This window comes from Diaphorobacter aerolatus, assembly GCF_014489535.1.
GTDB lineage: Bacteria > Pseudomonadota > Gammaproteobacteria > Burkholderiales > Burkholderiaceae_C > Diaphorobacter_A > Diaphorobacter_A aerolatus.
On record NZ_CP060783.1, the window covers coordinates 129,977 to 154,788 of the forward strand.

The window sequence follows — 24,812 nt, forward strand, 5'->3', positions numbered from 1 at the left end:
TCAGCGTCAAGCATCACCACGAACACATCCCACGCGAACTCACCACATGCCCGTCATCAAGATACTTCCGCATCCAGAGTATTGCCCGCAAGGCGCCGAAATCACCGCACCCTCCGGTACCTCCATCTGTGAAGCGCTGCTGGACAACAAGATCAACATCGAGCACGCCTGCGACATGAGCTGCGCGTGCACGACCTGCCATGTCATCGTGCGCAAGGGCCTCGATTCGCTCAACGAAGCCGAAGAGGAAGAGGAAGACCTGCTCGATCGCGCCTGGGGACTTGAGCCACAATCACGCCTGTCCTGCCAGGCGATCCTCGCCAAGGACGACGTCACGGTGGAGATTCCCAAATACTCCATCAATCACGCCAAGGAGAACCACTGATGTCGCGCCAGATCGTGCTGGATACGGAAACCACGGGCCTGTCCGCTGAAACGGGCGACCGCATCATCGAGCTGGGCTGCGTGGAACTGCTGAACCGCAAGCTCACGGGCCGCAACCTGCACATCTACTTCAACCCCGAGCGCGACAGCCACGAAGACGCGCTGCGGGTGCACGGCATCAGCAACGACTTTCTCAAGGACAAGCCCAAGTTTGCCGAGCAGGCCGACGAGATCGTCGAATACCTGCAAGGCGCCGAACTCATCATTCACAACGCCGCGTTCGACATCGGCTTCCTGAACAAGGAGTTCCAGCTCTGTGGCCGCATGCCCGTCAAGAGCTATGTTGAAGGTGTGATCGACACCCTGGCCATGGCCAAGGAAATGTTCCCGGGCAAACGCAACTCGCTCGATGCACTGTGCGACCGCCTCGAAGTCGACAACTCGGGCCGCACCCTGCACGGCGCCTTGCTCGACGCGGAACTGCTGGCCGACGTCTTCATCAACATGACCCGCGGGCAGGAAGCCCTGCTGATCGCCGATGAAGAATCCCGGGACAAGAGCAACGCCAACGGCGTTCGCGTCGCCGCTGTGGATTTCAGCACGCTGAAACTTCAGGTCATCAAAGCCAGCGAAACCGAGCTTGCGGCGCACCTCGATGTTCTCAAGCAGATCGACAAGTCGAGCGGCGGAAAAACCATCTGGCAACACGCGACGGAAGCCCAAGGTTCCATGTCATAATTGCGGTCTTGTCGCAAGACATGGGTGATTAGCTCAGCGGTAGAGCACTGCCTTCACACGGCAGGGGTCACATGTTCGATCCATGTATCACCCACCAGATTTGAAACCCTCTTGAATCACTGATTCAAGAGGGTTTTTTGTTTTGGGCTACATCCACACCGAAGCCCATCCCGAGTCCAACCGGCTCACTGAGAACCCAATTGCAGCGCAAGCCCGGATTCGCGCGGGCTCACCGTGACGGCCTGGCTGTAGACGTCGCCGGGCTGAGGCATGGCCTCGCCGTTGCGCGAGAGGCGTGCCTGTAGTTGCAGGCGCAGGTCGGGCGTGAGCGCGAACGCAGGGTCCAGAAGCTGATTCGGACCGAGGTGAAAGCTGGTGGGCAGTCTGGATGCAGGCAGGCGCAGCACGGCCACCGGAGCGGGCGATTGGCTGCGCGCACGACCACGTAGATTCTGGCCGTGGAGGGCAGGGCCGGGATGTCTGCGGCCCCTTGTTGCAGCGTCAGTTGGCCGGACAGGGCCAGGCGCGCGGGCGGCGCGGCAGGTTCAGGACGTGACGGCGGCTTGGCGTTTGGTGCCGACACGGGTGCGGGCGAATCCAAGTTTTCGAGTTGCAGCAGATCATCCTGCACGCGAAGTGCGATTTCGCTGCCTGGCTCGAGCTGGGCCAGCAGCGTCTGCCAATGCCGCTGCGCGGTGGCGTATTCGCCACGCCGTGCGGCGGCGGCTCCGGCGAGCGCGAGGGCCTTGGGTTGTGCTGCATCGAGCTGCAATGCCTGCGCGATGCTGGCACCGGCAGCGCCTTCCAGATCACCATCCTGCAGCGATGCCTGCGCATCGGCCTGATCGGCAAGCAATTGGGCTTGCGCGCTGGCAGGTGCATTGCTTCGTTGTGCTTCCTTGAATGCCTGTTGATACGCGTTGGCGGCGTCGCCAAAGCGCTCGAGCGTTTCATACGAGCGAGCCAGCATGACCCAGCCGCCAAGATTCTGCGGGTCGGCTTTCAGGCGCTCGGCGAGACCGTCCACCATGGCTTGAATCTGCCCCTGGCCGATGCCGTCGCCATGGGCATCGTCGCCGCTCGAACTCTGCGCGAGCAACTGCGCCGCTGCACGTGGGTCGCCCACCTTTTGATAGAGCGCGAGCGACACCGTGGGCAGCAGCACCGCGAGCGCCAGAGCACTGCCGCGCAGCAGCCAGGGACTGCGCTGCCATGTGCTCGCGAGAGGGCGGCGATCAAGTTCGAGCAGCAAACGCCGATGCAGTTCATCGACCGCCTGCGCGTATTCGCCGTCACCGAGATTGCCGCGCGCGCGTTCCTGTTCAAGCTCTGCGCGTTGCCCCTGATAGAGCGCGCGCAAGGTCTGCTCATCCCGCAGCGGGGGCTGCGTGGCGGCTTCCCTGAGCAGCGGCGGCAGCAACACCGCCAGGCACAGCAGCAGCAGGACGATGGCGCCAAGCCAGAGCCAATGCATCATGGTCATGATCGTGGTTCCTGTTTGCCGGATTCGAGCCAGCGCTCGGCACGCTCGCGTTCCTGTGGGCTGAGTGTCGTTTGCTTGCGCGCTTTGGGCAGGTTCCTGCGCAACAGCCAGAGACCACCGAGCGCGATAAAAAACGGCGACAACCACAGCAGCCACGTGGAGGCTTTCCACGGCGGGTTGTAGCGCACGAACGTGCCGTAGCGCTGCTCGAAGAACGCGACGATCTGTTCATCGGTGTGGCCCTGCTCCAATTGCACTCGGATCTGCTGGCGCATGTCCTGCGCAATCGGCGCGCGGGATTCAGCGACGGTCTGGTTCTGGCAGACCACGCAGCGCAACTGACTTGCCAGCGCGGCCTCGCGTTCTTCGAGCGACTGCGCGCGCGCCGAGTTGGCTGTGAACAGGGTTGCGATGCTGATGGTCAACAGCAGCCCTGCAAGGTGGGTGACGAAGGGAATTCGGGTGTTCATCGCAATGCCTTGATTGCTGGCAGCAGCTTGTCCTGCCAGACTTCCGCAGTCACCGGGCCCAGGTGGCGCAAGCGCACGATGCCCCTGCCATCGATGACGAAGGTTTCGGGGACAGCCTGGATGCCGAAGTCCATGCCGACGCGGCCATCGGCGTCCACGGCGGAGGCGACGTAAGGGTTGCCTGCGACGCGCAGCAGTGCCTTGGCCTTTTCGGGCTTGTCCTTGTAGTTGAGTCCGTAGACCGGTACCTTGTCGCGCTGCGACATGGTTTGCAGAATGGGCAGCTCCTGTCGGCAAGGCGCGCACCATGACGCCCAGACGTTGAGCAGCCAGACCTGACCCTGCAGGTCCTTGAGCATCAACCGCTGCTCGGGTTGTCGAGCAGTGGCCGATCGATTTCCGGCGCGCTCTGCTCGATCAGCGCCGAAGGCAGGTTGCGCGGATCGCGTTGCAGGCCGAGACCGAGCATGACGGCAAGGCCCAGGAAAATGGCGAGTGGAATGGCGAACCGCATCAGGCCATTCCTTGCCGGGCGTGCGCTGTGGGATTTCCGGATGTCCGGGCGGCGGGCAGTCGGAAGCGGCGATCCAGCAGGCTCAAGCCTGCGCCAAGCGCCATCATCAAGGTGCCGATCCAGATCCAGTCCATGAACGGCTTGATTTGCAGGCGCACGGTCCATTGCTGCCCTTGTTCGTCGAGCGGTTCGCCGAGCGCGATGAACACGTCGCGCGTCCAACTGCTGTCGATGGCCGCCTGGCTCAGAGGCATTTGCTGGGCGCGGAAGATGCGCTTTTCCGGGAACATCTTCCAGTCCTGCCGACCTTTGCGGCTGACGGTGAATTCGGCGCGCTGCGCGTCGTAGTTCGGGCCGCTGGCGGGAGCGAGGCTGTCAAACCGGAAGTCATAGCCACCGAGCGAGACCGTCTGTCCTTGCGTGATCGAGGTCTCGAGTTTGTGCTCCAGTCCGTCGGCAAGGCACACCGCCAGAACGAAGATGCCCATGCCGGCGTGGGCCGACAACATGCCCCACCAGCCCATGGGCTGACGCGCCAGTCGCTGCCAGCCCTGGCCCTGGCGGAATGCGGGAATCACGCGCTCCGCGAGATGCCCCAACGTGCTGATCAGGCACCACAGGCCGAGCGTAAGCCCGAGCCAGGTGGCCGGTGAAATGCGCGGGCCGATGAAGCGGCCGCTCGCGAGCAGCAACAGCAGGGCGCAAACACCCGTCCAGACCGCCGCCATGCGCAGTTGCCGCCACAGATCGCCTGCCGCATTCTTCTTCCAGCGTGCCACGGTGCCTACGCTCATCAGCGCGAGGGCAGGGATCATCAGCGGCAGGAACACCGCCTTGAAATAGGGCGGCCCCACCGAAATCTTTTCGTTGCGCAGCACATCGAGCGCGAGCGGGTACAAGGTGCCAATCAGCACGGCCATTGCGGCGGCGCTGAACATCACGTTGTTGAAGAGCAGAAATGCCTCGCGCGAGAGCGGCGAGAACTGGCCGCTGCCCTGGCCCAGCTGTGGTGCGCGCCAGGCAAACAGCCACAGCGAGCTGCCGACCACGGCCACGATGAAACACAGGATGTACAAACCACGCCCCGGATCGACCGCAAACGCGTGCACCGACGTGAGCACCCCGGAGCGAACCAGAAACGTGCCCATGAGGCTGAGCGAAAACGCGCCAATGGCCAGCAGCGCGGACCAACTGCGGAAAGCGCCCCGGTGATCCGTCACGATCAGCGAATGCAGCAGCGCGGTGCCGAGGAGCCAGGGCATGAACGAAGCGTTTTCCACCGGGTCCCAGAACCACCAGCCGCCCCAGCCAAGCACGTAGTAGGCCCACGCGCTGCCCAGCAGAATGCCGAGCGTGAGAAAGCCCCAGGCCGCCAGCGTCCAGGAACGCGACCAGCGCGCCCAGGCTGCACCAATGTCGCCGGAAATCAACGCGGCCAGCGCAAATGCAAACGGCACGGAAAAGCCCACGTACCCCATGTAGAGCAGCGGCGGGTGCAGCACCATGCCGGGGTCTTGCAGCAAGGGATTCAGATCCTTGCCTTCTGCCGCAGCAGGAACCAGGCGCAGAAACGGGTTCGACAGGAACAGCAGAAACAGCAGCAAGCCGACGCTGATCCAGCCGAGGATGGCAAGCACGCGCGCACGGTATTCGGGCGTGAGTGCGCGGCTGCGCCACGCGACGGCGGCAGTCCAGCCGGACAGCATCAACTGCCACAGCAGCATCGAGCCTTCATGGCTGCCCCAGACCGCCGTGAGCTTGTAGATGGCGGGTAGCTCGCGATGCGAATTGCCTGCGACGTACAGCACCGAGAAATCATCGCGCCAGAAGCTCCATGCAAGAATGCCGGTCGCGATTGCGCACAGCAGGCACAGCAACATCGCCGCTGGTTGGGCAAGCCGTACCCAGGGCGCGATCTTCCAGTGCGCGCCCGCGAGCGGCAATGTCGCCAGCACCACTGCGACCCACAAGGCCAGCACCAGTGCGAATGCTCCAAGTTCCGCCATCATGGCTGCGCTCCCGCCGGTTTTGCGGCCTGCTCAAGCGCGTGGGCGGCTTCCGGGGCATGTAGTTTTCGTCATGCTTGGCGAGAACCTCGGTGGCCCGGAATTGCCCCGGCCCGTGCAGCTTTCCGGATACGACCACGCCCTTTCCCTCCTTGAACAGATCGGGCAGCAGGCCCTTGTAAGCCACGGGCACACGCTTCACCTCATCGGTCACGACGAAGCTCACCTGCAGGCCATCGGGACTGCGCTGCAGCGACCCCTGCTCGACCAGACCGCCGAGGCGAAAGGCGGCATCGCGCGGCGCTTCGCCGGATTGCACCTGGCTCGGGCTGTAGAAGAACATGACGTTGGAATTGAGCGCGCGCAGCACGAGAATGACGGCGGTGCTCACCAGCACGAGTCCAAGGAGCACCCAGACGAGACGACGTTGGCGCGGCTTCATGCGTGCTCCGCGAGGCTTGCGGCACGGCGGCGGCGGCGTGCGGCCAGGTACAGGCTGAGCACTTCGGCGATCAGCACCACGGCGCTCACGCCGTAGCCGAGTGCGATGTAGAAGGCATGGTTGTGCATTACAGAATCTCCTCGTTGGCGCGCTGCTCGATCAAAATGCGCGAGCGCACCAGAACGACGGCCAGCGTGTAGGCCCAGCATGCGAGCGCCATGATCAGCATGCCGGCGAGCATGGTGTGCGTCATGCTGGGGCAGAGTCCATGCGGATCGTCGCACCCTGATGCAGCGTGCTCCACCATTGCACGGAAAAATAGATGATTGGAATGTTGACGACACCCGCAAGCAGCAGGATGGCGCCAGCGGTATCGGCACGCTCGGTGTCCTCGATGGCCGAGACCAGGCCGAGGTAGCCAAGGTAGAGGAACAGCAGGATCAGTTCCGACGTGAGCCGCGCATCCCACACCCACCAGGCGCCCCAGGTCGGCTTGCCCCAAACCGCGCCGGTCCACAAGGCCAGCACGGTGAACATCGCGCCCGTGGGAGCCAGCGCGCGAGAAAGAATCGGCGAGAGCCGCGTGCGATAGATCAGGCCGAGCGCCGCGTGGACCGCCGCCATCAGGTAGATGAACATCGACATCCATGCAGCAGGCACGTGCAGAAAAATCAGGCGGTAGACCTCACCTTGCTGATGATCGGTGGGCGCGACGAAGAAGCCTATCCACAGGCCGATTGCCGCGAGCACGCAGGCGCTGGCGGCAAACCATGGCCACGCTGCTGCGGCCCAGTCGCGAAAGATCGGTGGCGAGATCAACCGACGCCAGCGTCTCGTCGACGGGCGCGCACGCGGGCAGGTGATGTGGAAGGGAAAGCGAAGACTTCATATCACTCCACGGCCAGTCTGATTGCGGCGGCGATGGCGAAGGGCAGGCGACGATGGCAATGCATACGATCGCGCCGAGCAGGCTCAGCGCGGGCGTGGCACTCAGGCCCTGTGCGGCTCGCGCGACGGCATCGCTGCCGAAAATGAGAACGGGAATGCACAGCGGCATGACCACCAGAATCAACAGTAGCGGCCCCTGAGGCCCAGGGTCAACGCCGCACCCAGGGCGGCCAACAGGCTCAGGCTCGGTGTTCCCAGCAACAGCGAAACCAGGAGCACGCCGATCACCTCGTTGGAGAGCCCGTATTGCCAGCCGAGCAGCGGCGTCGCGAGCAACAGCGGCAGCGTGGCCAACAGCCAGTGGCTAGCGATCTTCAGGCCCGCGAGCAGGGCAGCGGCGCGGGCGCCAGCAGCCACTGGTCGAGCGTGCCGTCCACCAGATCCTGCTCGAAAAGCCGGTGCTGCCCGAGCAAAATCGCAAGCAGCGCAGCGACCCAGATGACACCGGGCGCAATCAGGCGCAGCAGGCTGGCGTCCGGCCCCACGGCGAGTGGAAACAGGCTGCCCACGAGTACAAAGAAGAACAGGCCGCTGAGCGCATCGCCCGGCTTGCGCCATGCGAGCCGCAGCTCGCGCATGCAGACGGCGGCTAGCATAGGGCGACGTCCTTGCCGGCACGCACCTGAGCGAAGGACGACAGATCGAGCGCCGGGCTGAATGGCAATTGCAGCCCGCGATGAGTGGCCACCACGGCCATTCCGCCAGCCGCTGCATGATTGCCCAAGGTCTGCGCAAGCCAGTGCAGGCCCTGTTCGTCGAGCGCATTGTCGGGTTCGTCCAGCAGCCACAGCGGCTTTCCCGACAGCAGCACGCGCGCCAGACCGAACCTGCGGCGCTGGCCTTGCGATAGCCGACCAAAGGCCAGTCCAGCGGCGCGTGAGAGGTCCAGTTGGCGCAGGACCTCTCGCATACGATCTTCTGCCTGCGCCGAGATGGCGGTCGGATGCGAATGGGTCAGTGTCAGTGCGAAACGCAGATTTTCAAGTCCCGTCAACGCGTCGTTCATGCCCGGCTGATGGCCCAGATAGGCTAGTTGCCGCTGGTAGTCGGCCGACGCAGGCGACATGCTCTGCCCGCACCAACGCAACTCACCGGCGCGCAGCGGCAGCAGTCCGGCGAGCGTGCGCAGCAGCGTGCTCTTGCCCGAGCCATTGCTGCCGCGCAGCGTGAGAACAGAGCCGCTGGGCAGATCGAAATGGAGCCCGCGAAAAAGGACTCTGCCCCCCGCATGCAACCCAGATCGCTGACTTGCAGATGGGTGGCCGGGGATTGCGCACCGACACCGTCACCGACTCGCCGTGGCCTCGGGTACCTGTTGACCGGGAGTGTCGCTGGGCCTTGGCCGGGTGGAATATGGGGCAGGTGGTGGGCGATACCCTTGTGGCAGTCGATGCAGGTCTTTTCCTTGTTGGCAAGGTAGGTGGAGTGCATGTTCTGCGCGCGCTGGCTCTGGCGGGTGAAGTCCATCGAATCGTAGTTGTGGCAGTTGCGACACTCCAGCGAATCGTTGGCCTTCAGCCGCTCCCACTCGTGCTGCGCGAGTTCCAGGCGCTTGTCCTGGAACTTTTCGGGCGTGCTGATGGTGCCGAATATCTTGCCCCAGACTTCCTTGGAGGCCTGCATCTTGCGGCCATCTTGTCGGTCCAGTTGTGCGGCACGTGACAGTCCGAACACACGGCGCGCACCCCTGAGCGGTTGGTGTAATGGATGGTGCTCTTGAGTTCGGCAAAGACGTTGTCACGCATCTCGTGGCAGCCGGTGCAGAACTTTTCGGTGTTGGTCAATTCCATGGCGGTATTGAAGGCACCCCAGAACAGGACGCCGCCAATGAAGCCGCCGATGGTCAGAAACCCCAGACTGAAGTGCACACTGGGCCTGCGGATCACCGCCCAGTAGCGCTTGAGAAGATTCAACATGGTGGGTATCTTTCGTGATGCGTCAGCGCTTCGCGGCGTTGCCGGTAGACGCGCGCTTGAGGATCAGCGAGTCCACGTCCATGAATTTGTTCTCCACGATCGGACGTGCGTTTTCCTGGCTCACGTGGCACTGCATGCAGAAGTAGCGGCGCGTGGAGACCTGTCCGAGCGTCTGGCCTTCGCGTGTCATGTAGTGCGTGATGGACACCGGCACGGCCTGCGAGACTTCCGCCTTGGCGCGCGAGTGGCAATCCATGCACTTGTTGAAGTTCTTGTCCACCTGGTAGCCATCCACGCGATGCGGAATGGTGGGCGGCTGCCAGGTGTAGTTGCGTGTGCGGCGCACATCGTCGTTGATGGCGTTGCCCAGCACCGGCGGCTTGGTCATTTCCATGATGCCCGCAGGACCGCGTGCGTTGTCGTGAAAGCTATGCCCCGTCGGGACGGAGTCGGCTGCCCATGCGGCACCGATCATCAGCGCCCATACCACGCTCAAAAGTCGAATGAATTTCATGATCTTTTCTCCTGCACTAGACCTTGGTGAGCTTCACCGCGCATTTCTTGAAATCCGTCTGCAACGAGATCGGATCGGTCGCATCCAGCGTGACCTTGTTGATCAGCTGGCTGGCATCGAACCACGGCACGTAGACCAGACCACGCGGCGGCTTGTTGCGTCCGCGTGTTTCGACGCGTGTGCGGATCGCGCCACGGCGTGAGGCCACTTCCACTTCGCTGCCGCGACGCAGGCCCAGCGCCTTCGCGTCTTCGGGATGCATGTAGCACAGCGCATTGGGAACCGCCTTGTGCAGCTCAGGCACGCGCCGTGTCATCGAGCCCGAGTGCCAGTGTTCAAGCACGCGACCGGTGGAAAGCCAGAACGGGAACTCCTTGTCGGGCGACTCCGCTGCGGGCTCGTAGGGCAGGGCGAAGATGATCGCCTTGTTGTCCGGATGACCATAGAACTGATAGCCCGCGCCGGCCTTCACATACGGGTCGGTGCCTTCGCGATAACGCCAGCGCGTTTCCTTGCCATCGACCACGGGCCAGCGCAGACCGCGCACCCTGTGGTACTCGTCGAACGGAGCCAGATCGTGGCCGTGGCCGCGACCGAAGGCCGCGTACTCCTCGAACAGACCCTTTTGCGCATAGAAACCGAACGCTTCGGATTCATGGTTGTTGTAGGCCTTGTCGATGTCGGAGAGCGGGTACTTGTCGACCTGTCCGTTGCGGAACAGCACGTCGTACATGGTCTTGCCGCGATACTCGGGTGCCTTGGCGAGCAGTTCCTCGGGCCAGACTTCCTCCATCTTGAAGCGCTTGGAAAATTCCATGAGCTGCCACAGATCGGAGCGCGCTTCGCCCGGCGCCTTCACCAGTTCATGCCAGAAGTGCGTGCGACGCTCGGCATTGCCGTACGCGCCTTCCTTCTCCACCCACATGGCCGTGGGCAGGATCAGGTCGGCCGCCACGGCGGTGACCGTGGGGTAGGCGTCCGACACAACGATGAAGTTGGCCGGATTGCGGTAGCCCGGATAGCCCTCCTCGACGAGATTGGGGCCGGCCTGCATGTTGTTGTTGACCATGACCCAATAGGCATTGAGCTGGCCGTCCTTGAGCATGCGGTTCTGCAGCACGGCATGGTAGCCGGGCTTGGCCGGAATCGTGCCATCGGGCAGCTTCCAGATCTTCTCGGTGGACTTGCGGTGCTCCGGGTTGGTGACCACCATGTCGGCCGGCAGGCGGTGCGAGAACGTGCCCACCTCGCGCGCCGTGCCGCATGCCGATGGCTGGCCGGTCAGCGAGAACGGGCTGTTGCCCGGCGTGGAGATCTTGCCGGTCAGCAGGTGAATGTTGTAGACCATGTTGTTGGCCCACACACCGCGTGTGTGCTGGTTGAAGCCCATGGTCCAGAACGACATCACCTTGCGCTTGGGATCGGCATACATTTCGGCCAGCGCCTTGAGGCGACTGGCCGGAACGCCCGACAGTCCGGCGGTGTATTCCAGCGTATAGGTCGAGACGAACTTGGCGAACTCGTCGAACGTCATCGGCTTGGCGCCGTTCGCGTCGCCCGCGTTCTTGGCAGCCTTCTGCAACGGATGTTCCGGGCGCAGGCCGTAGCCGATGTCCGGGTTGCCGAGCTTGAAGTTCACGTGCTTGCCGATGAAGTCCTTGTTCACCTTGCCGTTCGTGATGATGTAGTTGGCGATGTAGTTGAGGATCGCCAGATCGGTCTGGGGTTTAAAGGTCAGTTCGATGTCGGCGAGTTCATATGAACGGTGCTCGAACGTGGACAGCACGGCCACCTTGACGCCGGGTGTGCTCAGGCGGCGATCGGTCACGCGGGTCCAAAGCACGGGGTGCATCTCGGCCATGTTCGAGCCCCACAGCACGAAGGTGTCGGTGGCTTCGATGTCGTCGTAGCAGCCCATCGGCTCGTCCATGCCGAAGGTGCGCATGAAACCGGCCACCGCCGATGCCATGCAGTGGCGCGCGTTCGGGTCGATGTTGTTGGAGCGGAAACCGGCCTTGAACAGCTTGGCGGCCGCATAGCCTTCCCACACCGTCCACTGGCCCGAGCCGAACATGCCGACGCCCGACGGCCCCTTGTCCTTGAGCGCCTGCTTGAACTTTTCGGCCATCACGTCGAACGCCTTGTCCCACGAGACGCGCTGGAACTCGCCGTCCTTGGCGTACTGGCCGTTCTTCATGCGCAGCAGCGGCTCGGTGAGACGGTCCGCGCCGTACATGATCTTGGAGAGAAAGTAGCCCTTGACGCAATTGAGGCCACGATTCACTTCGGCCTCGGGGTCGCCCTGCGTGGCAACCACGCGGTTGTCCTTGACAGCCACCATCACGCCGCAGCCCGTCCCGCAGAAGCGGCAGGGGGCCTTGGACCATTTGAGCGAAGCGTCGGGTGTGGGGCTTGCGTCCTGCGCAAGCACCTGGATGGGAATACCGGCAACGGCACCGGCGGCTGCCGCTGCGGATTGACGTACGAAATCACGTCTGTTGCTAGTCATGACTTGCTCCAATATCGAAAGATTGCCGTGAATCGGCATGTTGATAAACGAGAGAGGCGTTGATGACGCCTGGAATTTGCTGGATCTGGGCAACCCGATCCAGAATCACGCCGGCTCGTGGCGCTTCGAGCGTGACCACCAGTTTTCCGCTGGGATGGGTGCCATGCACCTGCAGATCGCCCACTTCGGAGAGCCGGTTCACCACGGCAGAAAGCTGGTCTGGCACGACATGCACCACCAGGCTGGTGATGTGCAGTTCCTCACTGAGCCTGCCTTCGTTTTCGGACTCACGCATGGGGCGGGCCGGAAAACAGCATTTGATAAAACCAGACCAGAAAACCGTAGGCCGCTATCAGCAATCCTGATAGCACTGGGGCCATTACGATAGTCAGAAATGCAAAACTGCGACGTTCTTCCGATTTTGTGGAGGGGGCCGTGGAGCTTTTGTGCGTGGACATGACAAATCCATTTCCTGGACACTTTTGTGAATAAACCTACTAATGCAATTCAACATTAGGGAATGTCTAAGTCGTAACTTACCACGCGTCGCTTTGCAGGCTAAGTGCCGGATATCGTTATATTGCCTGGAAGGTTGATATGGATCAAAGTGTCATTTGTTTGTTAATTCAATTTCAATCAAGAGCTATCAAGCATAATCATTGGCACATTTATTTTTTGAAACAACAGCAGAAATTTTTGAGTGAATCACCAAAAAGAAGGTCCCGGATACGCTACTTGCAGCGCAATGCGTGCTCTCGTTCCGTATTGAAAGGGAATATTTTTCTTCAGCGTTGAAATTAATGTCGCGCTTATCCGGTGATATCACACTGCGTCAAAATAAATTTGAAGCCTTTTTGTTTTTGTGATTTACGCATCCATTTTCAATATTCGGAAAATCGCCAGTGAAATGCCACGGGTTCAGAATTCCGAGTCCGATTACCACGCCTTGTTCAAGCCCATCAGCGGCGCAGGCAAAATGGCGGCGCAGATACCCGATGTCGGCGCGCGGCCTTCAATCTTCTGCAAGCATGAGCGCATCTTTTTTTGACAGGGAGACAGACACGGCAATGAGTTACATCGCACGTGAAGAGATCACCGGCCTGGTGCTTGCAGGTGGGCGCGGCAGCCGGATGGGGGCGTGGACAAGGGCTTGCAAAATCTCGGCGGCACGCCGCTTGCGCTCCATGCGCTGCGCCGCCTGCAACCCCAGGTAGGGTTCACGATGATCAGCGCCAACCGCAACCGCGCCGACTACGAAGCCATGGGCGTGCCCGTGTGGCCGGATTCATTCGACGGCTACGCAGGGCCGCTTGCCGGACTGTTGACGGGAATGGAACGCGCCAAAACCCGCTGGCTCGTCACCGTGCCATGCGACACACCAAACTTTCCGGGGGACGTAGTGGAGCGCCTGGCCCGGGCGGCAATGGCCGAGGAAGCGGACATCGCGATGGTTGCAACTCTTGAAGGCGGCGAACTGCGCCCGCAACCCGTGTTCTGTCTGCTGCGTACCGATCTGATCGACAGTCTCGTCAGGTTTCTGCATGCCGGCGAACGCAAATTCGGCCAATGGACCGCACAACATCGCACTGTGAAAGTGCCATTCGATGATGGCAAGGCGTTCTTCAATGCGAACACGCTGGATGAGTTGCGGCAACTGCAATTCCAGGAACCCGGCCCGCCTTTCATTGACGCTTGAGTGCGCGGACGGTTGATTCGGCCTTTTCACAATCGCTTGCAAATTCGATTCGGCGGGGGAACGGACGAGCTTTCGGCGACCCTGTTCTGCGTGCTCATAGTGAAAGCTCGCCAAAATTTATTGATCTACACCAACTTTGGCTCAATTGGATAGCTGGTATCCATTCATGGACGGTCATTTTTGTAGCGTTGATACTTTTTGACAGTTCAGTTCTCGTTGCAAGTCCCAGCTTCGCGGGAACGATCCTGACAAATACCGCGCGGGCGGTTGCTCAGGATTCGCATTGTCGTTTCTGCACTCACACTCCTTGGAGGTCCGTTCATGCCGGGTATTCCACTTGCTTGCGCGAATCAAACGCGTTCAGCGTCAATGTTTCGCAGCAGCGTGATTCATGGTGCAGTCGTCATCGCCTTGACGCCGTTGGCCCTGACGGCGGTGCACGCCCAGGGTTTTGTCAATGCGGACGGCAGCGCAGCGACCGATTTGGCAGCGGCTGCGGCGACCTGGGCGGGTGACGCCGAATTCAAGGGCAACTACGGCCAGGCCGCCATGAATACGCAGTTTGCCTATGCCCGGGGTTTCACCGGAAAGGGAATCAAGCTGGGCTCGGTCGATTCGGGCCTCAAGACCGCGCATCCTGAATTTGCGACCCGGCAGGTCGATGGCATTCAACTGGGCCTGGTGCCTAATCAGGGCGTATACCTGAATGACGGCGCCAACATTCCCAATCCGCCGCCCCAGACCCCGTGGGTTGCGGGCGGCAGCTTCAACGTCACCGGCGAGTACACACCTCCGATCAACGACAACCATGGAAGCCACGTGTCCGGCACGATTGCCGCGGCGAGAAATGGAACCACCACCGACGCTCAGGGCCGCGCGGTCGGAATGATGGGCATCGCTTTCAAGAGCGACTACTACATCAGCAACACGAACGGCAACGATTCGGCCATTTACGGCCCGAACGTGGACTACAACTTCTTCCACGCGGCCTACAGCAAGCTCGTCGATGAAAAGGTTCGCGTCATCAACAGCAGCTGGGGTTCTCCCGGGCTCACGTCCACGACCAATACGGTCCAGTTGACCACCACGGTATACAGCCGCTACTTCCTGCTCGCGGGCAAGAAAACCTGGCTGCAGGCAGCGGGCGAAATCACGCGTGCGCGTCCCGTCGTGCAGGTGTTCGCGGCCGGAAACACCGGTTTCGCGAATGTCAACATTCGTTCGGCGCTACCGTTCTTCGAGCCCGATCTGGAAAACCGCTGGATTGCGGTGCCGGCGCTGACCGCGACCAACACGCTTGCATCCTTCTCGAATCAATGCGGCATGGCGAAGTACTGGTGCATTTCTGCGCCAGGAAGCACCATCAACAGTCTTTCCGTGAGCAGTGCAACGGGCTACCAGGCCTCGTCCGGAACGTCGATGGCTGCGCCGCATGTGACGGGAGCGATGGGTCTGTTGATGGAGCGCTATCCCACGTTGTCCAATGAGGCGGTGCGCACCATTTTGCTGACCACCGCCAAGCATCTGGGGGATGGTGACGCCGCGGTCCCCAATGTCAGGTTCGGCTGGGGCGTCCCTGATCTCGACAAGGCAATGTCGGGTCCTGGGCAGTTGCTGGGCAGCTTCCAGGCGGAACTGCCCCAAGGCCAAAACGACGTTTGGACCAACCCCATCACGCAGACGGCGATGCAGCAGCGCCAACTCGATGAGGCCGCCGAGATTGCCGAATGGCCGGCCAACAAGGCCAAATTGCTGGCGGACAAGAAACAGGAGACCAGTGCTCCGCCCCTGCGGATTGGGTGACCGAAATGCCTGTTCTGCTGGATTTGATGACCAAGATGGTGACGGCGGCTGAGAACAGGCGCCCCACGGCTGAAATCAGTTCCTTCCGTACTCCGTTGCGCGCCTCGGTCTATGGTGAGCGCATGTACCAGCAGCTCATCGCGGATTACACCGCCACGACGACGAACTGGACGTTGGCGCGGCTGAACACGCTGACCGCCGGGCTCACCGGCGCGGAGCTGGCCGCTCGTTTCATCAAGATGGAAAACGACGTGATCGATACCGCAGTCACGGCCTGGGAAAAGCGGATCAACGTACTCAGCGCCAAGACCAGTGCCGACTATGCCGCCCATCTGATCAAGACCGGTGGAGGCACCTTGACCCTTTCCGGCGCCAACACGTACACCGGCAATACCGAGATTCGCGGCGGGGTGCTCAGGACCGGCGTGGCCGCAGCGCTTGCCAACAGTCCGGTCAGCGTGGCCGTCAGTGCGGTCTTCGATGTGACGCCGAGCGGAGACGCAAGCGTCGCAGGACTTGCGAATGCGGGCACGACCACGCTTGCGGACGGAATCGCCGGACAGGTTCTGACAGTCAACGGGCCCTGGGATGGTCAACGAGGCGAGGTACGACTGGATGTTGCGCCGGCCCCGGCGAAGGCTCAATCCAAAGACGGTGCGGTGGCTCCCAAGGCGGCCGCCGTCATTGCAGACCAGATCGTCATCACCGGGTCCATCAGCGGCACGACGCTCTTGTCGCTGGCCGGTGAAGTCGATCCCGCGTTGCTGGTTGGCGTGCCTCTGATAACGAGCACGCAACCGATCCCAGTGGGAAGCTTTGCACTGAGCGCGCCGATCAGCTATCTTGGTACGAGCTATAGCCTCGCGATAGACGGAGGTACGGTGACTCTCGCGGCCGTTCCTGCGCCGGTTGCTCCGCAGGCTGTGCCGGTCATGGGCGTCTGGGGTCTTGGCGCGTTGTCGGGCTTGCTCGCAGCATTCGCGGCGTTCTTCTCGCGTCGCAAGAGATTCCTGAATGCCTGAGTGCCTGAGTGCCTGAGAAGATGAACAATTTCCTGACGCGAGACGATCTTGAAATCTCGCATCAGGGATAAGGAGTACCCAATGAAAAATCGCTCTATCGTCGCAATGGCTGCGCTGTTTGCATGTTCCTTTGCCAATGCGGAAGGCTTCACGGCCTACTTTGTCCAGCGCATCAACAACAACACGCAGTTGTCGAACCAGGTCACCTGCGAAGTCCTGAACAGTCCGGGCGGGCAGTTGGAGGCCATGCAGGTGGTGAATGCCAAGGACAAGGTGACCGACTGGGATGGCAAGTCCGTCACGTCCGCCGTGATTCTGGCGCCCGGTTTCTCCGTGTCTGCGGCATGGGACCCTGCGAAGGGTTGCAAGAACGAAGACATCAAATCATCCGTGCCCGTGGCGCTCACGAAGATGCCTTGACTTGGCGCTGCTCGGCCACCGGCTCAAAGGCCGCAAGCGAGGCGAGGATTTTGGGTTTCATGTCTACTATTGCTAAGCAAATAATAATAGCTTATATAGATAAGACGACTTTTCTTTGGCATCGCCTGCCGCACACTGCGCGGGCAGGGCGCCAAACGAAAGACTGCAATCCCACCACGAGAGAGCCCGCTCCATGACTGTCCAGTTCACCCTCAACGGCAAGCCGACCTCGGTCGATGTCGATCCCTCCACCCCCATTCTCTGGACCCTGCGCGATTCTCTCGGCATGACCGGAACCAAGTTCGGCTGCGGCATGGCGCTGTGTGGCGCCTGCACGGTGCACCTCAATGGTCAGGCGATCCGTTCGTGCGTCACGCCGGTGTCGGCCGCGGCGGGTCAACAGATTACGACCATCGAGGCGCAGGCCACTGACAAGATCGGCAAGGCGGTCGAGGACGCCTGGGTGCGCAACGACGTGGCGCAGTGCGGCTACTGCCAAAGCGGCCAGATCATGAGCGCGACCGCGCTGCTCAAGGGCAATGCGAAGCCCAGCGATGCCGACATCGATGCGGCAATGGCGGGCAATATCTGCCGCTGCGGCACCTACGTGCGCATTCGCGCCGCGATCCACGATGCTGCCAAGACGCTTTCCGTCTGACGCCAGAAATAACGAAGCAAAAGACGGAGCCGTTTCATGCATATTCCCCACCATCTTCTCGCCGATCTGCCGCAGGGCCTGCGTGCGCTGGCTGTCGAGCCCACACATGCGAAGGCCGAGGGCGCGCAGCTTGAACGTCGCGGTTTTCTCAAGATCGCCACGGCGTCCGGGTTTGCGCTTGGCGCGTTCCCGCTGGCCGCGCTGGCGCAGGCCGGTGGCGATGCAGCCATTGCCACCAACGGACTCAAGCCGACGCAGCAGCCTGCCGCGTTCGTGAAGATCGATCGCGACGGCATCGTCACGGTCACGATCAACCGTCTGGACTTTGGCCAGGGCGTGCAGACCGGCCTGCCGATGGTGCTGGCCGAGGAGCTTGACGCGGACTGGTCCAAGGTGCGCAGCGTGCATGGAAACGCCGATCCCGCCTATGCCGATCCCGTCATGGGCTTTCATCTGACGGGCGGTTCGGGCTCGATCAAGAACTCCTACACGCAATATCGCGAACTGGGTGCGCGTACGCGCGCGATGCTGGTGGCGGCGGCTGCCAGGCGCTGGGGCGTGGACGCGCAGTCGCTGCGCACGCAGTCCGGTCAGGTGATCGGTCCGCGCGGCCAGAAGCTCGGCTATGGAGAACTGGCCGATGCGGCGATGATGCTGCCCGTGCCGCAACAGGTTAGCTTGAAGAATCCCAAGGACTTTCGCATCATCGGCCATGCGACGGGACGCATCGATGCACGCGCCAAGTCGAGCGGCACGCAGCCCTACGGCATCGACATGCATCTGCCGGGGATGCTCACCGCCGTGGTGGCGCATCCGCCGGTCTTTGGCAGCAAGATCCAGTCGGTGGACGATGCGGCCGCCAAGGCGGTCAAGGGTGTGCGCGCGGTGCTGCGTGTGCCGAGCGTGCTCGGTGGTGAGGTCGTCGCCGTGGTGGCCGAAGGCTACTGGGCGGCGAAGCAGGGACGTGACGCATTGAAGGTTCAATGGGACGACGCGGGCGTTGGCAAGGTGGATTCCGCCAGGCAGCTCGTGCAGTACCGCGAACTGGCGCAGAAGACCGGAGCGATCAGGTTCGATGCCGATGTCACCGGGCTCGGCAGTGCGGCGCGCAGGATCAGCGCGAAATATGTATTCCCGTATCTCGCGCACACGCCCATGGAGCCTTTGAACTGCACGGTGCGCATCACCGGCTCGGGCCAGGACGCCAAGGCCGAATTGTGGCTCGGCACGCAGGCTCCGGGCTGGGAGGTCGCCACGGCGTCACGCGTGCTGGGCGTGCCGCCGCAGAACGTGCGCGTGAATGTTCAGATGGCCGGCGGGGGCTTCGGGCGGCGTGCCACGCCGTCCAGCGACTATGTGGCCGAGGCCTGCCAGATCGCCGAGGCGACACGCGCTGCGGGCATCGATGCGCCGGTGCGAATGATCTGGAGCCGCGAGGACGACGTGAAGGGCGGCTACTACCGTCCGATGCATGTGCACCGCGCAGAGATCGGTCTGGATGAGCAGGGCAAGGTCGTGGCGTGGGATCACGTGATCGTCGGGCAGTCGCTTGCCAAGGGCACTGCGTTCGAGGGTTTCATGATCAAGAACGGCGTGGACAACACGGCGGTCGAGGGCATGAAGGAGCCCTACGATCTGCCGATGCGGCTGTCGGCCCACCATCCCGATCTGAATGCGCCCGTGCTCTGGTGGCGCAGTGTGGGCTCCACGCATACGGCCTATGTGATGGAAACCCTGATCGACGAAATCGCGCGCGCCGCGAAGCAGGATCCGGTCGAATATCGTCTGGCGCAGTTCGGCAGCAAGCACCCGCGCCACAAGGCCGCGTTGCAACTGGCGGTGGAGAAATCCGGCTACGGCAAACGCGCACTCGCCGAGGGTCGCGGCTGGGGCGTTGCGGTGCATGAGTCGTTCGATTCCGTCGTTGCCTACGTCGTCGAGGCATCGGTGAAGGACGGCACGCCAAAGCTGCACCGGGTGACCGCCGGCGTGCACTGCAATCTCGCGGTGAACCCTCGCGGGGTCGAGGCGCAGGTGCAGGGCGGTGCGCTGATGGGTCTTGGCATGTGCCTGCCCGGCGCGGCCATCACCTTCAAGGACGGACAGGTCGAGCAGAGCAATTTTGGCGACTACGTCGTGGCCCGCCTGACCGACATGCCCGAGATCGCGGTCCACATCGTTCCGAGCGCCGACGCGCCCACCGGCATGGGTGAGCCAGGCGTGCCGCCGCTGGCACCCGCGTTCGCCAATGCCATCGCGGCGCTGACGGGCAAGGTGCCGCGCGAGTTGCCATTCAAGCTGGCTTGATGAAAACGTCCGGCGATACCGTCGCCGGTCGCGATCATTGAAGCGCCCAACAAAAATGCCTCTTGAATCCGGAATTCAAGAGGCATTTTTGCGATTGGTGGGTGATACATGGATCGAACATGTGACCCCTGCCGTGTGAAGGCAGTGCTCTACCGCTGAGCTAATCACCCATTTGCCCCGATACGCCGCCATGCGGCAACGATATGGAGCAAATGAAAAAACTGGTGGGTGATACATGGATCGAACATGTGACCCCTGCCGTGTGAAGGCAGTGCTCTACCGCTGAGCTAATCACCCGTTTGACGCCGAGTTGTTTGCGCCAAGCCATCGATTATAGCGCATGAAATTTGCACGTATTCCCGGAAGCCGGGAATTATTCGCCAGGCAGACGTCTCAGAATGGCTGGGGCAGGGTGCCTGAGTCACTCAAACCTGCGCGGCTGGGAGCACCTTGGTCGGCTCGATGGCACCGGCAGCAATCAGTGCGCGCTCCACGTGGCGGGAGATCAATCGCGCCGATTTTTCGAGAATCGAAAATTCCTCTGCGGAGAGATCGAGTGCTTTCCTGTCGATGTGGCACAGCGTGCCGAACAGATCACCGAATCTGTCGAGCAGCGGCACGCCCACGTAGGCTTCAAACGCGTCGGCGGCCTTGACATCGTCCACGCGCTCATCGTGGCTTGAACTGAACGTAGCGAAGATGCCGTCGCGTAGCATGAATTGGCAAAAGCTGTCCTCAAGCGGTACGGATTGGAGTGACTCGGGCGTCAATTCGCCGAGCTTGTCGCACAGGTAGAGGCTTTTGAGGACGTTGCCCTTGAGTTGGTATACGCAGGTATAGCGGTGCGCGACGCGGGCGTTGAGGAGCGTGATGCCTGCCTGAATGCCGGATTGTTCGAGCACCTGCTCGAGGTTTTGGAGGGCTTCTGCGGAAGACACGATTCGCTGGTGGAGTGGTATTTGCTGGTTATACAGCAAACGGCTTGCATGCGCTTACGCCCACCAACGCGCCGCGTTGGTGACGAGCCCTCTGCCGATTCAGGCGAGCAAGTCGCGAATCGAGGGATCCTTGTCGAACTGCGCCTTCGCATAGGCGCACAGCGGCAGCACCTTGGTATGCGTGCCGCGCGCCCAGGCGACGAGCGCGTCGAGCAACTGGCGGGCCACGCCCTGTCCACGCAGAGAATCATCGACGTTGGTGTGATCGATGATGATCATGTGTTCGTTCGTGCGGCTATAGCTCATCTCGGCGACGCGTTCGCCGTCACGGTCGATGTAGAACGCGCCCTTGGTTGGGCTTTCTTCGTGTTGAACCGGATTTTGCATAGGAAAATGAGTGTGTTTGTGTGCGGATGAGGATACATGACGACCAATGTCCCTGCGCAAACGACTGACGATACCCGCGAATGGTGGGCGCTCGCGCGCCGGATTTCCTGCATGTGACTGCACAGGCTGATGATTTTTGCCTACAGCGAATCGGCGTCCAGAAGCGAATACTCACGTACACGCATGATTCCTTTGGCAAACCAGCATGCGTGACACGGACGCAGTTGTTTTGCGAGTGGGAGGAATATTCCCCGAAGTTCTGGTGGCCCGAGATAGACATGGTAAGACTGCAATATCAACTGGAACTGAGCTACACGGTGGCCGATCCCGGCGCGGATTTCTTCTTCTACATTCACCCGGCCGAAACCGCGCAGCAGCATGTCGCATCGGAGAATCTGACCGTGAGCCAGCCCGATGCCAACTGGGAAATCCAGTTGACAGACGGAATGGTTCAGCGCTGCCTGCGCCTCGCCGCAAGGCCCGGCCCGCTGACATTGCGCTACGAGAGCACGATTGACATCGCCCATCACCTGGTGGATCCGGCGCAGATTCCGGAAGTGCCGGTTGCGCGGCTGCCGCTTGATGTGCTGCAGTACATCTATCCCAGCCGCTACTGCCAATCCGACAGATTGTCGAAATTCGCGATGGATCAGTTCGGTTATCTACCCCAGGGCTACACACGCGCGAAGGCCATCTGTGAATGGGTACAGCAGAACGTGACGTTCCGCTCGAACACCTCTTCGGGCACGACCGCCGCCGTGGACACGCTTCTGGAGCGCGTGGGCGTCTGCCGTGATTTTGCCCATCTGATGATTGCGCTGTGTCGCGCGATCAACCTGCCTGCGCGTTTCGTGAGCGGTACCGATTACGGTGCCGACCCCTCGCTCGGACCTCCGGACTTTCATGCCTATGTCGAGGTCTATATGGGCGACCGCTGGTATCTGTTCGATCCTTCGAATACGGCGATCCCCATGGGCATGATGCGCTTGGCCACCGGACGCGACGCGGCCGACGTAGCGTTCGCGACCATCTTCGGCCCCGTGATGAGCGCGCCGCCGCGCATTCACGTCGAAGCCATCGAAGATCCCGAGCGCGGCTGGAGTCTGCCGGTGCATACGCCGTTTGCGCTGTCGACCGGCTAAGCGCATTGCAGCCGGCCATGGTTTTGCCCGGTGATTCGTCCTCGACGATCACGAGGCGCAGGCACTGGTTACGCACGCGCATTCCGGATTGCTAAACTCGGCGTGCAGCCTGCGCCGTATGGCGAGCAGGAGTGCGTTCATTTTCTCTGCCGCCCGACATGCAATCCCATACTTTCCTCTGGCACGACTACGAAACCTTCGGTGCCGACACGCGGCGTGATCGTCCTGCGCAGTTTGCGGCGATCCGTACCGATGCCGAACTCAATGAAATCGGCGAGCCGCTGATGTTCTATTGCAAGCCGACGCCGGACTATCTGCCCGATCCGGTGTCGTGCCTGATCACCGGCATCACGCCGCAGCTATGCCTGCAAAAGGGTCTGTCCGAGACCGAGTTCGCCGCGCGCATCGAAGCGGAGCTGGCGTTTCCGGGCACCATTGGCGTGGGCTACAACACCATCCGTTTTGACGACGAGATCACGCGCTTCATGTTCTGGCGCAATCTCATCGACCCCTATGCGCGCGAATGGCAGAACCAGTGTGGGCGCTGGGATCTGCTCGACGTCGTGCGCATGACGCGCGCGCTTCGGCCCGATGGAATCCAATGGCCGACCAACGACGAAGGGCAGGTGAGCTTCAAGCTCGAACTGCTCACCAAGGCCAATGGTCTGGCGCACGAGGCCGCGCACGATGCGCTGTCGGACGTGCGCGCAACCATTGCGCTGGCGCGGCTGATCCGCCAGCACCAGCCCAAGCTGTTCGATTACGCGCTCAGTCTTCACAAGAAAGACCGGGTGGTTGCGGAATTGCGGCTTCCCGCCTCGATCGATCAGGCGCGCGCGTTCCTGCATGTATCGGGCATGGTTCCGACGGAGCGCGGATGTCTCGCGGTGATGCTGCCGATTGCCAGTCACCCGACGAACAAGAACGAGGTTCTGGCCTGGGATCTGTCGCACGACCCGCGCGAACTCGCCGATCTGGATGTGGAGACGATCCGCCTTCGCATGTTCACGCGCGCGGCAGACCTGCCCGAAGGAATGGCGAGATTGCCGATCAAGACCATCCATCTGAACAAGTCGCCAATGGTGGTTGGCAACGTGAACACGCTCAGCGATGCGATGGCGGAGCGCTGGGGACTCGACATGCAGGCCGCCGCGCACAACGCCCAGCTTGCGCGCGAGTTGCCGGACATGAGCGCGATCTGGAAAGAGGTCTTCACTCGCCCGCAGCAGGAAGCGCTCGACGTGGATCAGGACCTCTACGGCGGCTTTGTCGGCAACGAGGATCGCCGCCGCCTGAATCATCTTCGCAGCCTGTCGCCTGAAGAGTTGAAGACGGCACGCACCGGCTTCGACGACCCGCGTCTTGCCGAACTGTTCTGGCGCTATCGCGCGCGCAACTTTCCGGACACTCTGTCGCCCGAGGACCTGCAGCGCTGGGAAGGCCTGCGCCGCGACCTGCTGGTGGACGGCATGGGTGGTGCGCGCACCTTCGATATGCTGTTCGCACAGCTCGACGAGCTGGGGGAGAGCGCCGAAAGCGAGCGCGACGCCGGATTGCTCGAAGCCGTCTACGACTATGCCGAGTCGATTTCGCCGGACCTCTCGTGAGAACCACGCAAGTGAATGACGCCGCCCACCATGCAAGCGCCTGATACGCCGCCGCTCGATCCGGCGCGTGCGGGCGCGTTGCTGGCCGCATTCATCGAGCGTCATGCGGGTCTCGTGGTACTCACTGGAGCGGGCGTGAGCACGGCCAGCGGTATCCCGGACTATCGCGATCTGAACGGCCAGTGGAAGCGCCCGCAACCGGTGACCTACCAGGCCTTCATGGGCAGCGAGCACACGCGCCAGCGTTACTGGGCCCGCAGTCTCGTCGGCTGGCGAACCTTTGGTCAGGCGCGGGCGGGCGCCGCGCATCGCGTCCTCGCCGAGCTGGAGCAACAGGGCTGGGTCGATCTGCTGATCACCCAGAATGTCGATGGCCTGCATGAGGCCGCTGGAAGCACCGCGCTGGTCGATCTTCACGGGCGGCTTGATACCGTGCGCTGCATGAGCTGCGAATGGCGCTTTTCTCGCGCGCAGTGGCAGGAGGCGCTCGTCGCGGGCAATCCCGGCTGGGCACAGCGGACGGCCCTGTCGGCACCCGATGGCGATGCGGACCTGGAAGCGGTCGACTTCTCGGACTTCGTGATTCCGCCATGCCCGCATTGCGGCGGACGTTTGCTCAAGCCCGACGTGGTGTTCTATGGCGAGTCGGTGCCGCGCGAGCGCGTGCAGCGCAGCCTTGAGGCCGTGCGCAACGCGCGTGGCGTACTCGTGCTCGGGTCGTCGCTGATGGTCTATTCGGGTTACCGGTTCGTGCTCGCCGCGCAGGATGCGGGTGTTCCGGTCGTCGCCGTGAATCGCGGCGCAACGCGTGGCGACGCCGCCTTTTTGTTCAAGCTGGAGGCCGATGTGGGGCCGACCCTGCAAGCTGCCGCTTCCATCCTACAAGGCTGAGTCGAAATACTTGGTAG

Annotated in this window: 22 protein-coding genes, 3 tRNA genes and 7 pseudogenes; 13 read left to right on the forward strand and 19 right to left on the reverse strand. The window is 62.1% G+C overall.

Annotated elements, in window-relative coordinates:
* Positions 1 to 46 precede the first annotated feature (46 nt).
* The 3 genes from fdx (at position 47) to H9K75_RS00625 (ending at position 1,219) form a co-directional block, all read left to right on the forward strand.
* Entirely contained in the window at positions 47 to 385 is a 339-nt protein-coding gene (gene fdx / locus H9K75_RS00615; RefSeq protein WP_187724378.1) for an ISC system 2Fe-2S type ferredoxin, read from the forward strand.
* On the forward strand, positions 385 to 1,122 hold the full coding sequence (gene dnaQ / locus H9K75_RS00620; protein WP_187724379.1) for a DNA polymerase III subunit epsilon: 738 nt from the start codon (positions 385 to 387) through the stop codon (positions 1,120 to 1,122). The genes fdx and dnaQ overlap by 1 nt, the downstream gene beginning before the upstream one ends.
* A 22-nt stretch (positions 1,123 to 1,144) precedes the next feature.
* Positions 1,145 to 1,219: transfer RNA gene (locus H9K75_RS00625), tRNA-Val, on the forward strand.
* An 88-nt stretch (positions 1,220 to 1,307) separates the two neighbouring features.
* On the opposite strand, the gene H9K75_RS25700 is transcribed toward H9K75_RS00625, so the two are convergent.
* The 15 genes and pseudogenes from H9K75_RS25700 to H9K75_RS00695 all read right to left on the reverse strand — a co-directional run bounded on the left by H9K75_RS25700 (position 1,308) and on the right by H9K75_RS00695 (position 12,382).
* A complete protein-coding gene (locus H9K75_RS25700) occupies positions 1,308 to 1,535 on the reverse strand; it encodes a c-type cytochrome biogenesis protein CcmI/CycH (RefSeq protein ID WP_449757726.1) in 228 nt (75 codons plus the stop codon).
* Positions 1,536 to 1,825: 290 nt separating this feature from the next.
* A pseudogene (gene ccmI, locus H9K75_RS25705) lies at positions 1,826 to 2,605 on the reverse strand (c-type cytochrome biogenesis protein CcmI); the annotation flags it as partial.
* A complete protein-coding gene (locus tag H9K75_RS00635) occupies positions 2,602 to 3,075 on the reverse strand; it encodes a cytochrome c-type biogenesis protein (protein ID WP_187724380.1) in 474 nt (157 codons plus the stop codon). The gene H9K75_RS00635 and the pseudogene ccmI, both read right to left, overlap by 4 nt.
* Positions 3,072 to 3,589 (reverse strand): annotated as a pseudogene (locus tag H9K75_RS00640) (DsbE family thiol:disulfide interchange protein). Before H9K75_RS00640 ends, H9K75_RS00635 begins: the two are co-directional and overlap by 4 nt.
* A complete protein-coding gene (locus H9K75_RS00645; RefSeq protein ID WP_187724381.1) occupies positions 3,589 to 5,598 on the reverse strand; it encodes a heme lyase CcmF/NrfE family subunit in 2,010 nt (669 codons plus the stop codon). Before H9K75_RS00645 ends, H9K75_RS00640 begins: the two are co-directional and overlap by 1 nt.
* 79 nt (positions 5,599 to 5,677) lie before the next feature.
* Positions 5,678 to 6,037: pseudogene (locus H9K75_RS00650) on the reverse strand (cytochrome c maturation protein CcmE); the annotation flags it as partial.
* Positions 6,034 to 6,165, reverse strand: a complete 132-nt coding sequence (gene ccmD, locus H9K75_RS00655; protein ID WP_187724382.1) for a heme exporter protein CcmD — start codon at positions 6,163 to 6,165, stop codon at positions 6,034 to 6,036. The gene ccmD and the pseudogene H9K75_RS00650, both read right to left, overlap by 4 nt.
* Positions 6,165 to 6,901: pseudogene (gene ccmC, locus H9K75_RS00660) on the reverse strand (heme ABC transporter permease CcmC). Before ccmC ends, ccmD begins: the two are co-directional and overlap by 1 nt.
* 26 nt (positions 6,902 to 6,927) lie before the next feature.
* Positions 6,928 to 7,581 (reverse strand): annotated as a pseudogene (ccmB, locus tag H9K75_RS00665) (heme exporter protein CcmB).
* Entirely contained in the window at positions 7,575 to 8,219 is a 645-nt protein-coding gene (gene ccmA / locus H9K75_RS00670) for a heme ABC exporter ATP-binding protein CcmA (protein WP_187724383.1), read from the reverse strand. Before ccmA ends, ccmB begins: the two are co-directional and overlap by 7 nt.
* A gap of 51 nt (positions 8,220 to 8,270) precedes the next feature.
* Positions 8,271 to 8,901, reverse strand: a pseudogene (locus H9K75_RS00675) (cytochrome c3 family protein).
* Positions 8,902 to 8,923: 22 nt separating this feature from the next.
* A complete protein-coding gene (locus tag H9K75_RS00680; RefSeq protein WP_187724384.1) occupies positions 8,924 to 9,415 on the reverse strand; it encodes a nitrate reductase cytochrome c-type subunit in 492 nt (163 codons plus the stop codon).
* A 16-nt stretch (positions 9,416 to 9,431) separates the two neighbouring features.
* The gene (gene napA / locus H9K75_RS00685; protein WP_187724385.1) at positions 9,432 to 11,924 is read right to left on the reverse strand and encodes a periplasmic nitrate reductase subunit alpha; all 2,493 of its coding nucleotides are present in this window, start codon (positions 11,922 to 11,924) and stop codon (positions 9,432 to 9,434) included.
* A complete protein-coding gene (locus H9K75_RS00690; protein ID WP_226858438.1) occupies positions 11,917 to 12,219 on the reverse strand; it encodes a chaperone NapD in 303 nt (100 codons plus the stop codon). Before H9K75_RS00690 ends, napA begins: the two co-directional genes overlap by 8 nt.
* The gene (locus tag H9K75_RS00695) at positions 12,212 to 12,382 is read right to left on the reverse strand and encodes a periplasmic nitrate reductase, NapE protein (protein ID WP_187724386.1); all 171 of its coding nucleotides are present in this window, start codon (positions 12,380 to 12,382) and stop codon (positions 12,212 to 12,214) included. Before H9K75_RS00695 ends, H9K75_RS00690 begins: the two co-directional genes overlap by 8 nt.
* Positions 12,383 to 12,786: 404 nt before the next feature.
* On the opposite strand from H9K75_RS00695, the gene H9K75_RS00700 reads away from it, so the two are divergent.
* The 7 genes and pseudogenes from H9K75_RS00700 (at position 12,787) to H9K75_RS00730 (ending at position 19,830) form a co-directional block, all read left to right on the forward strand.
* Complete coding sequence (locus H9K75_RS00700; RefSeq protein WP_187726186.1) at positions 12,787 to 12,972, forward strand: hypothetical protein; 186 nt, start codon at positions 12,787 to 12,789, stop codon at positions 12,970 to 12,972.
* Positions 12,973 to 12,991: 19 nt separating this feature from the next.
* Positions 12,992 to 13,620 (forward strand): annotated as a pseudogene (mobA, locus tag H9K75_RS00705) (molybdenum cofactor guanylyltransferase MobA).
* Positions 13,621 to 13,989: 369 nt separating this feature from the next.
* Positions 13,990 to 15,423, forward strand: a complete 1,434-nt coding sequence (locus H9K75_RS00710; RefSeq protein WP_187724387.1) for a S8 family peptidase — start codon at positions 13,990 to 13,992, stop codon at positions 15,421 to 15,423.
* A gap of 5 nt (positions 15,424 to 15,428) precedes the next feature.
* Positions 15,429 to 16,445, forward strand: a complete 1,017-nt coding sequence (locus tag H9K75_RS00715) for an autotransporter-associated beta strand repeat-containing protein (protein WP_187724388.1) — start codon at positions 15,429 to 15,431, stop codon at positions 16,443 to 16,445.
* 81 nt (positions 16,446 to 16,526) lie between these two features.
* Complete coding sequence (locus H9K75_RS00720; protein ID WP_187724389.1) at positions 16,527 to 16,865, forward strand: hypothetical protein; 339 nt, start codon at positions 16,527 to 16,529, stop codon at positions 16,863 to 16,865.
* A gap of 193 nt (positions 16,866 to 17,058) precedes the next feature.
* The gene (locus H9K75_RS00725; RefSeq protein ID WP_187724390.1) at positions 17,059 to 17,523 is read left to right on the forward strand and encodes a (2Fe-2S)-binding protein; all 465 of its coding nucleotides are present in this window, start codon (positions 17,059 to 17,061) and stop codon (positions 17,521 to 17,523) included.
* Positions 17,524 to 17,559: 36 nt separating this feature from the next.
* The gene (locus H9K75_RS00730) at positions 17,560 to 19,830 is read left to right on the forward strand and encodes a xanthine dehydrogenase family protein molybdopterin-binding subunit (RefSeq protein ID WP_187724391.1); all 2,271 of its coding nucleotides are present in this window, start codon (positions 17,560 to 17,562) and stop codon (positions 19,828 to 19,830) included.
* Positions 19,831 to 19,925: 95 nt separating this feature from the next.
* Here H9K75_RS00730 and H9K75_RS00735 read toward each other — a convergent pair.
* From H9K75_RS00735 to H9K75_RS00750, 4 genes are all read right to left on the reverse strand, one after another.
* Positions 19,926 to 20,000: transfer RNA gene (locus tag H9K75_RS00735), tRNA-Val, on the reverse strand.
* A gap of 52 nt (positions 20,001 to 20,052) precedes the next feature.
* Positions 20,053 to 20,127: transfer RNA gene (locus H9K75_RS00740), tRNA-Val, on the reverse strand.
* A 128-nt stretch (positions 20,128 to 20,255) separates the two neighbouring features.
* Entirely contained in the window at positions 20,256 to 20,768 is a 513-nt protein-coding gene (locus H9K75_RS00745; RefSeq protein WP_187724392.1) for a hypothetical protein, read from the reverse strand.
* 99 nt (positions 20,769 to 20,867) lie between these two features.
* On the reverse strand, positions 20,868 to 21,155 hold the full coding sequence (locus H9K75_RS00750) for a GNAT family N-acetyltransferase (RefSeq protein ID WP_187724393.1): 288 nt from the start codon (positions 21,153 to 21,155) through the stop codon (positions 20,868 to 20,870).
* A gap of 278 nt (positions 21,156 to 21,433) precedes the next feature.
* Here H9K75_RS00750 and H9K75_RS00755 point away from each other — a divergent pair, with 278 nt between their 5' ends.
* The 3 genes from H9K75_RS00755 to H9K75_RS00765 all read left to right on the forward strand — a co-directional run bounded on the left by H9K75_RS00755 (position 21,434) and on the right by H9K75_RS00765 (position 24,795).
* Positions 21,434 to 22,297 (forward strand): transglutaminase-like domain-containing protein, encoded by an 864-nt coding sequence (locus tag H9K75_RS00755; RefSeq protein ID WP_187724394.1) that lies wholly within the window; start codon positions 21,434 to 21,436, stop codon positions 22,295 to 22,297.
* A 158-nt stretch (positions 22,298 to 22,455) separates the two neighbouring features.
* Positions 22,456 to 23,904 carry an exodeoxyribonuclease I gene (gene sbcB, locus H9K75_RS00760; RefSeq protein WP_187724395.1) on the forward strand — a complete coding sequence of 483 codons (1,449 nt, stop codon included), beginning with the start codon at positions 22,456 to 22,458 and terminating at the stop codon, positions 23,902 to 23,904.
* Positions 23,905 to 23,934: 30 nt separating this feature from the next.
* Complete coding sequence (locus tag H9K75_RS00765; protein WP_187724396.1) at positions 23,935 to 24,795, forward strand: NAD-dependent protein deacetylase; 861 nt, start codon at positions 23,935 to 23,937, stop codon at positions 24,793 to 24,795.
* The last annotated feature ends 17 nt before the right edge of the window (positions 24,796 to 24,812 follow it).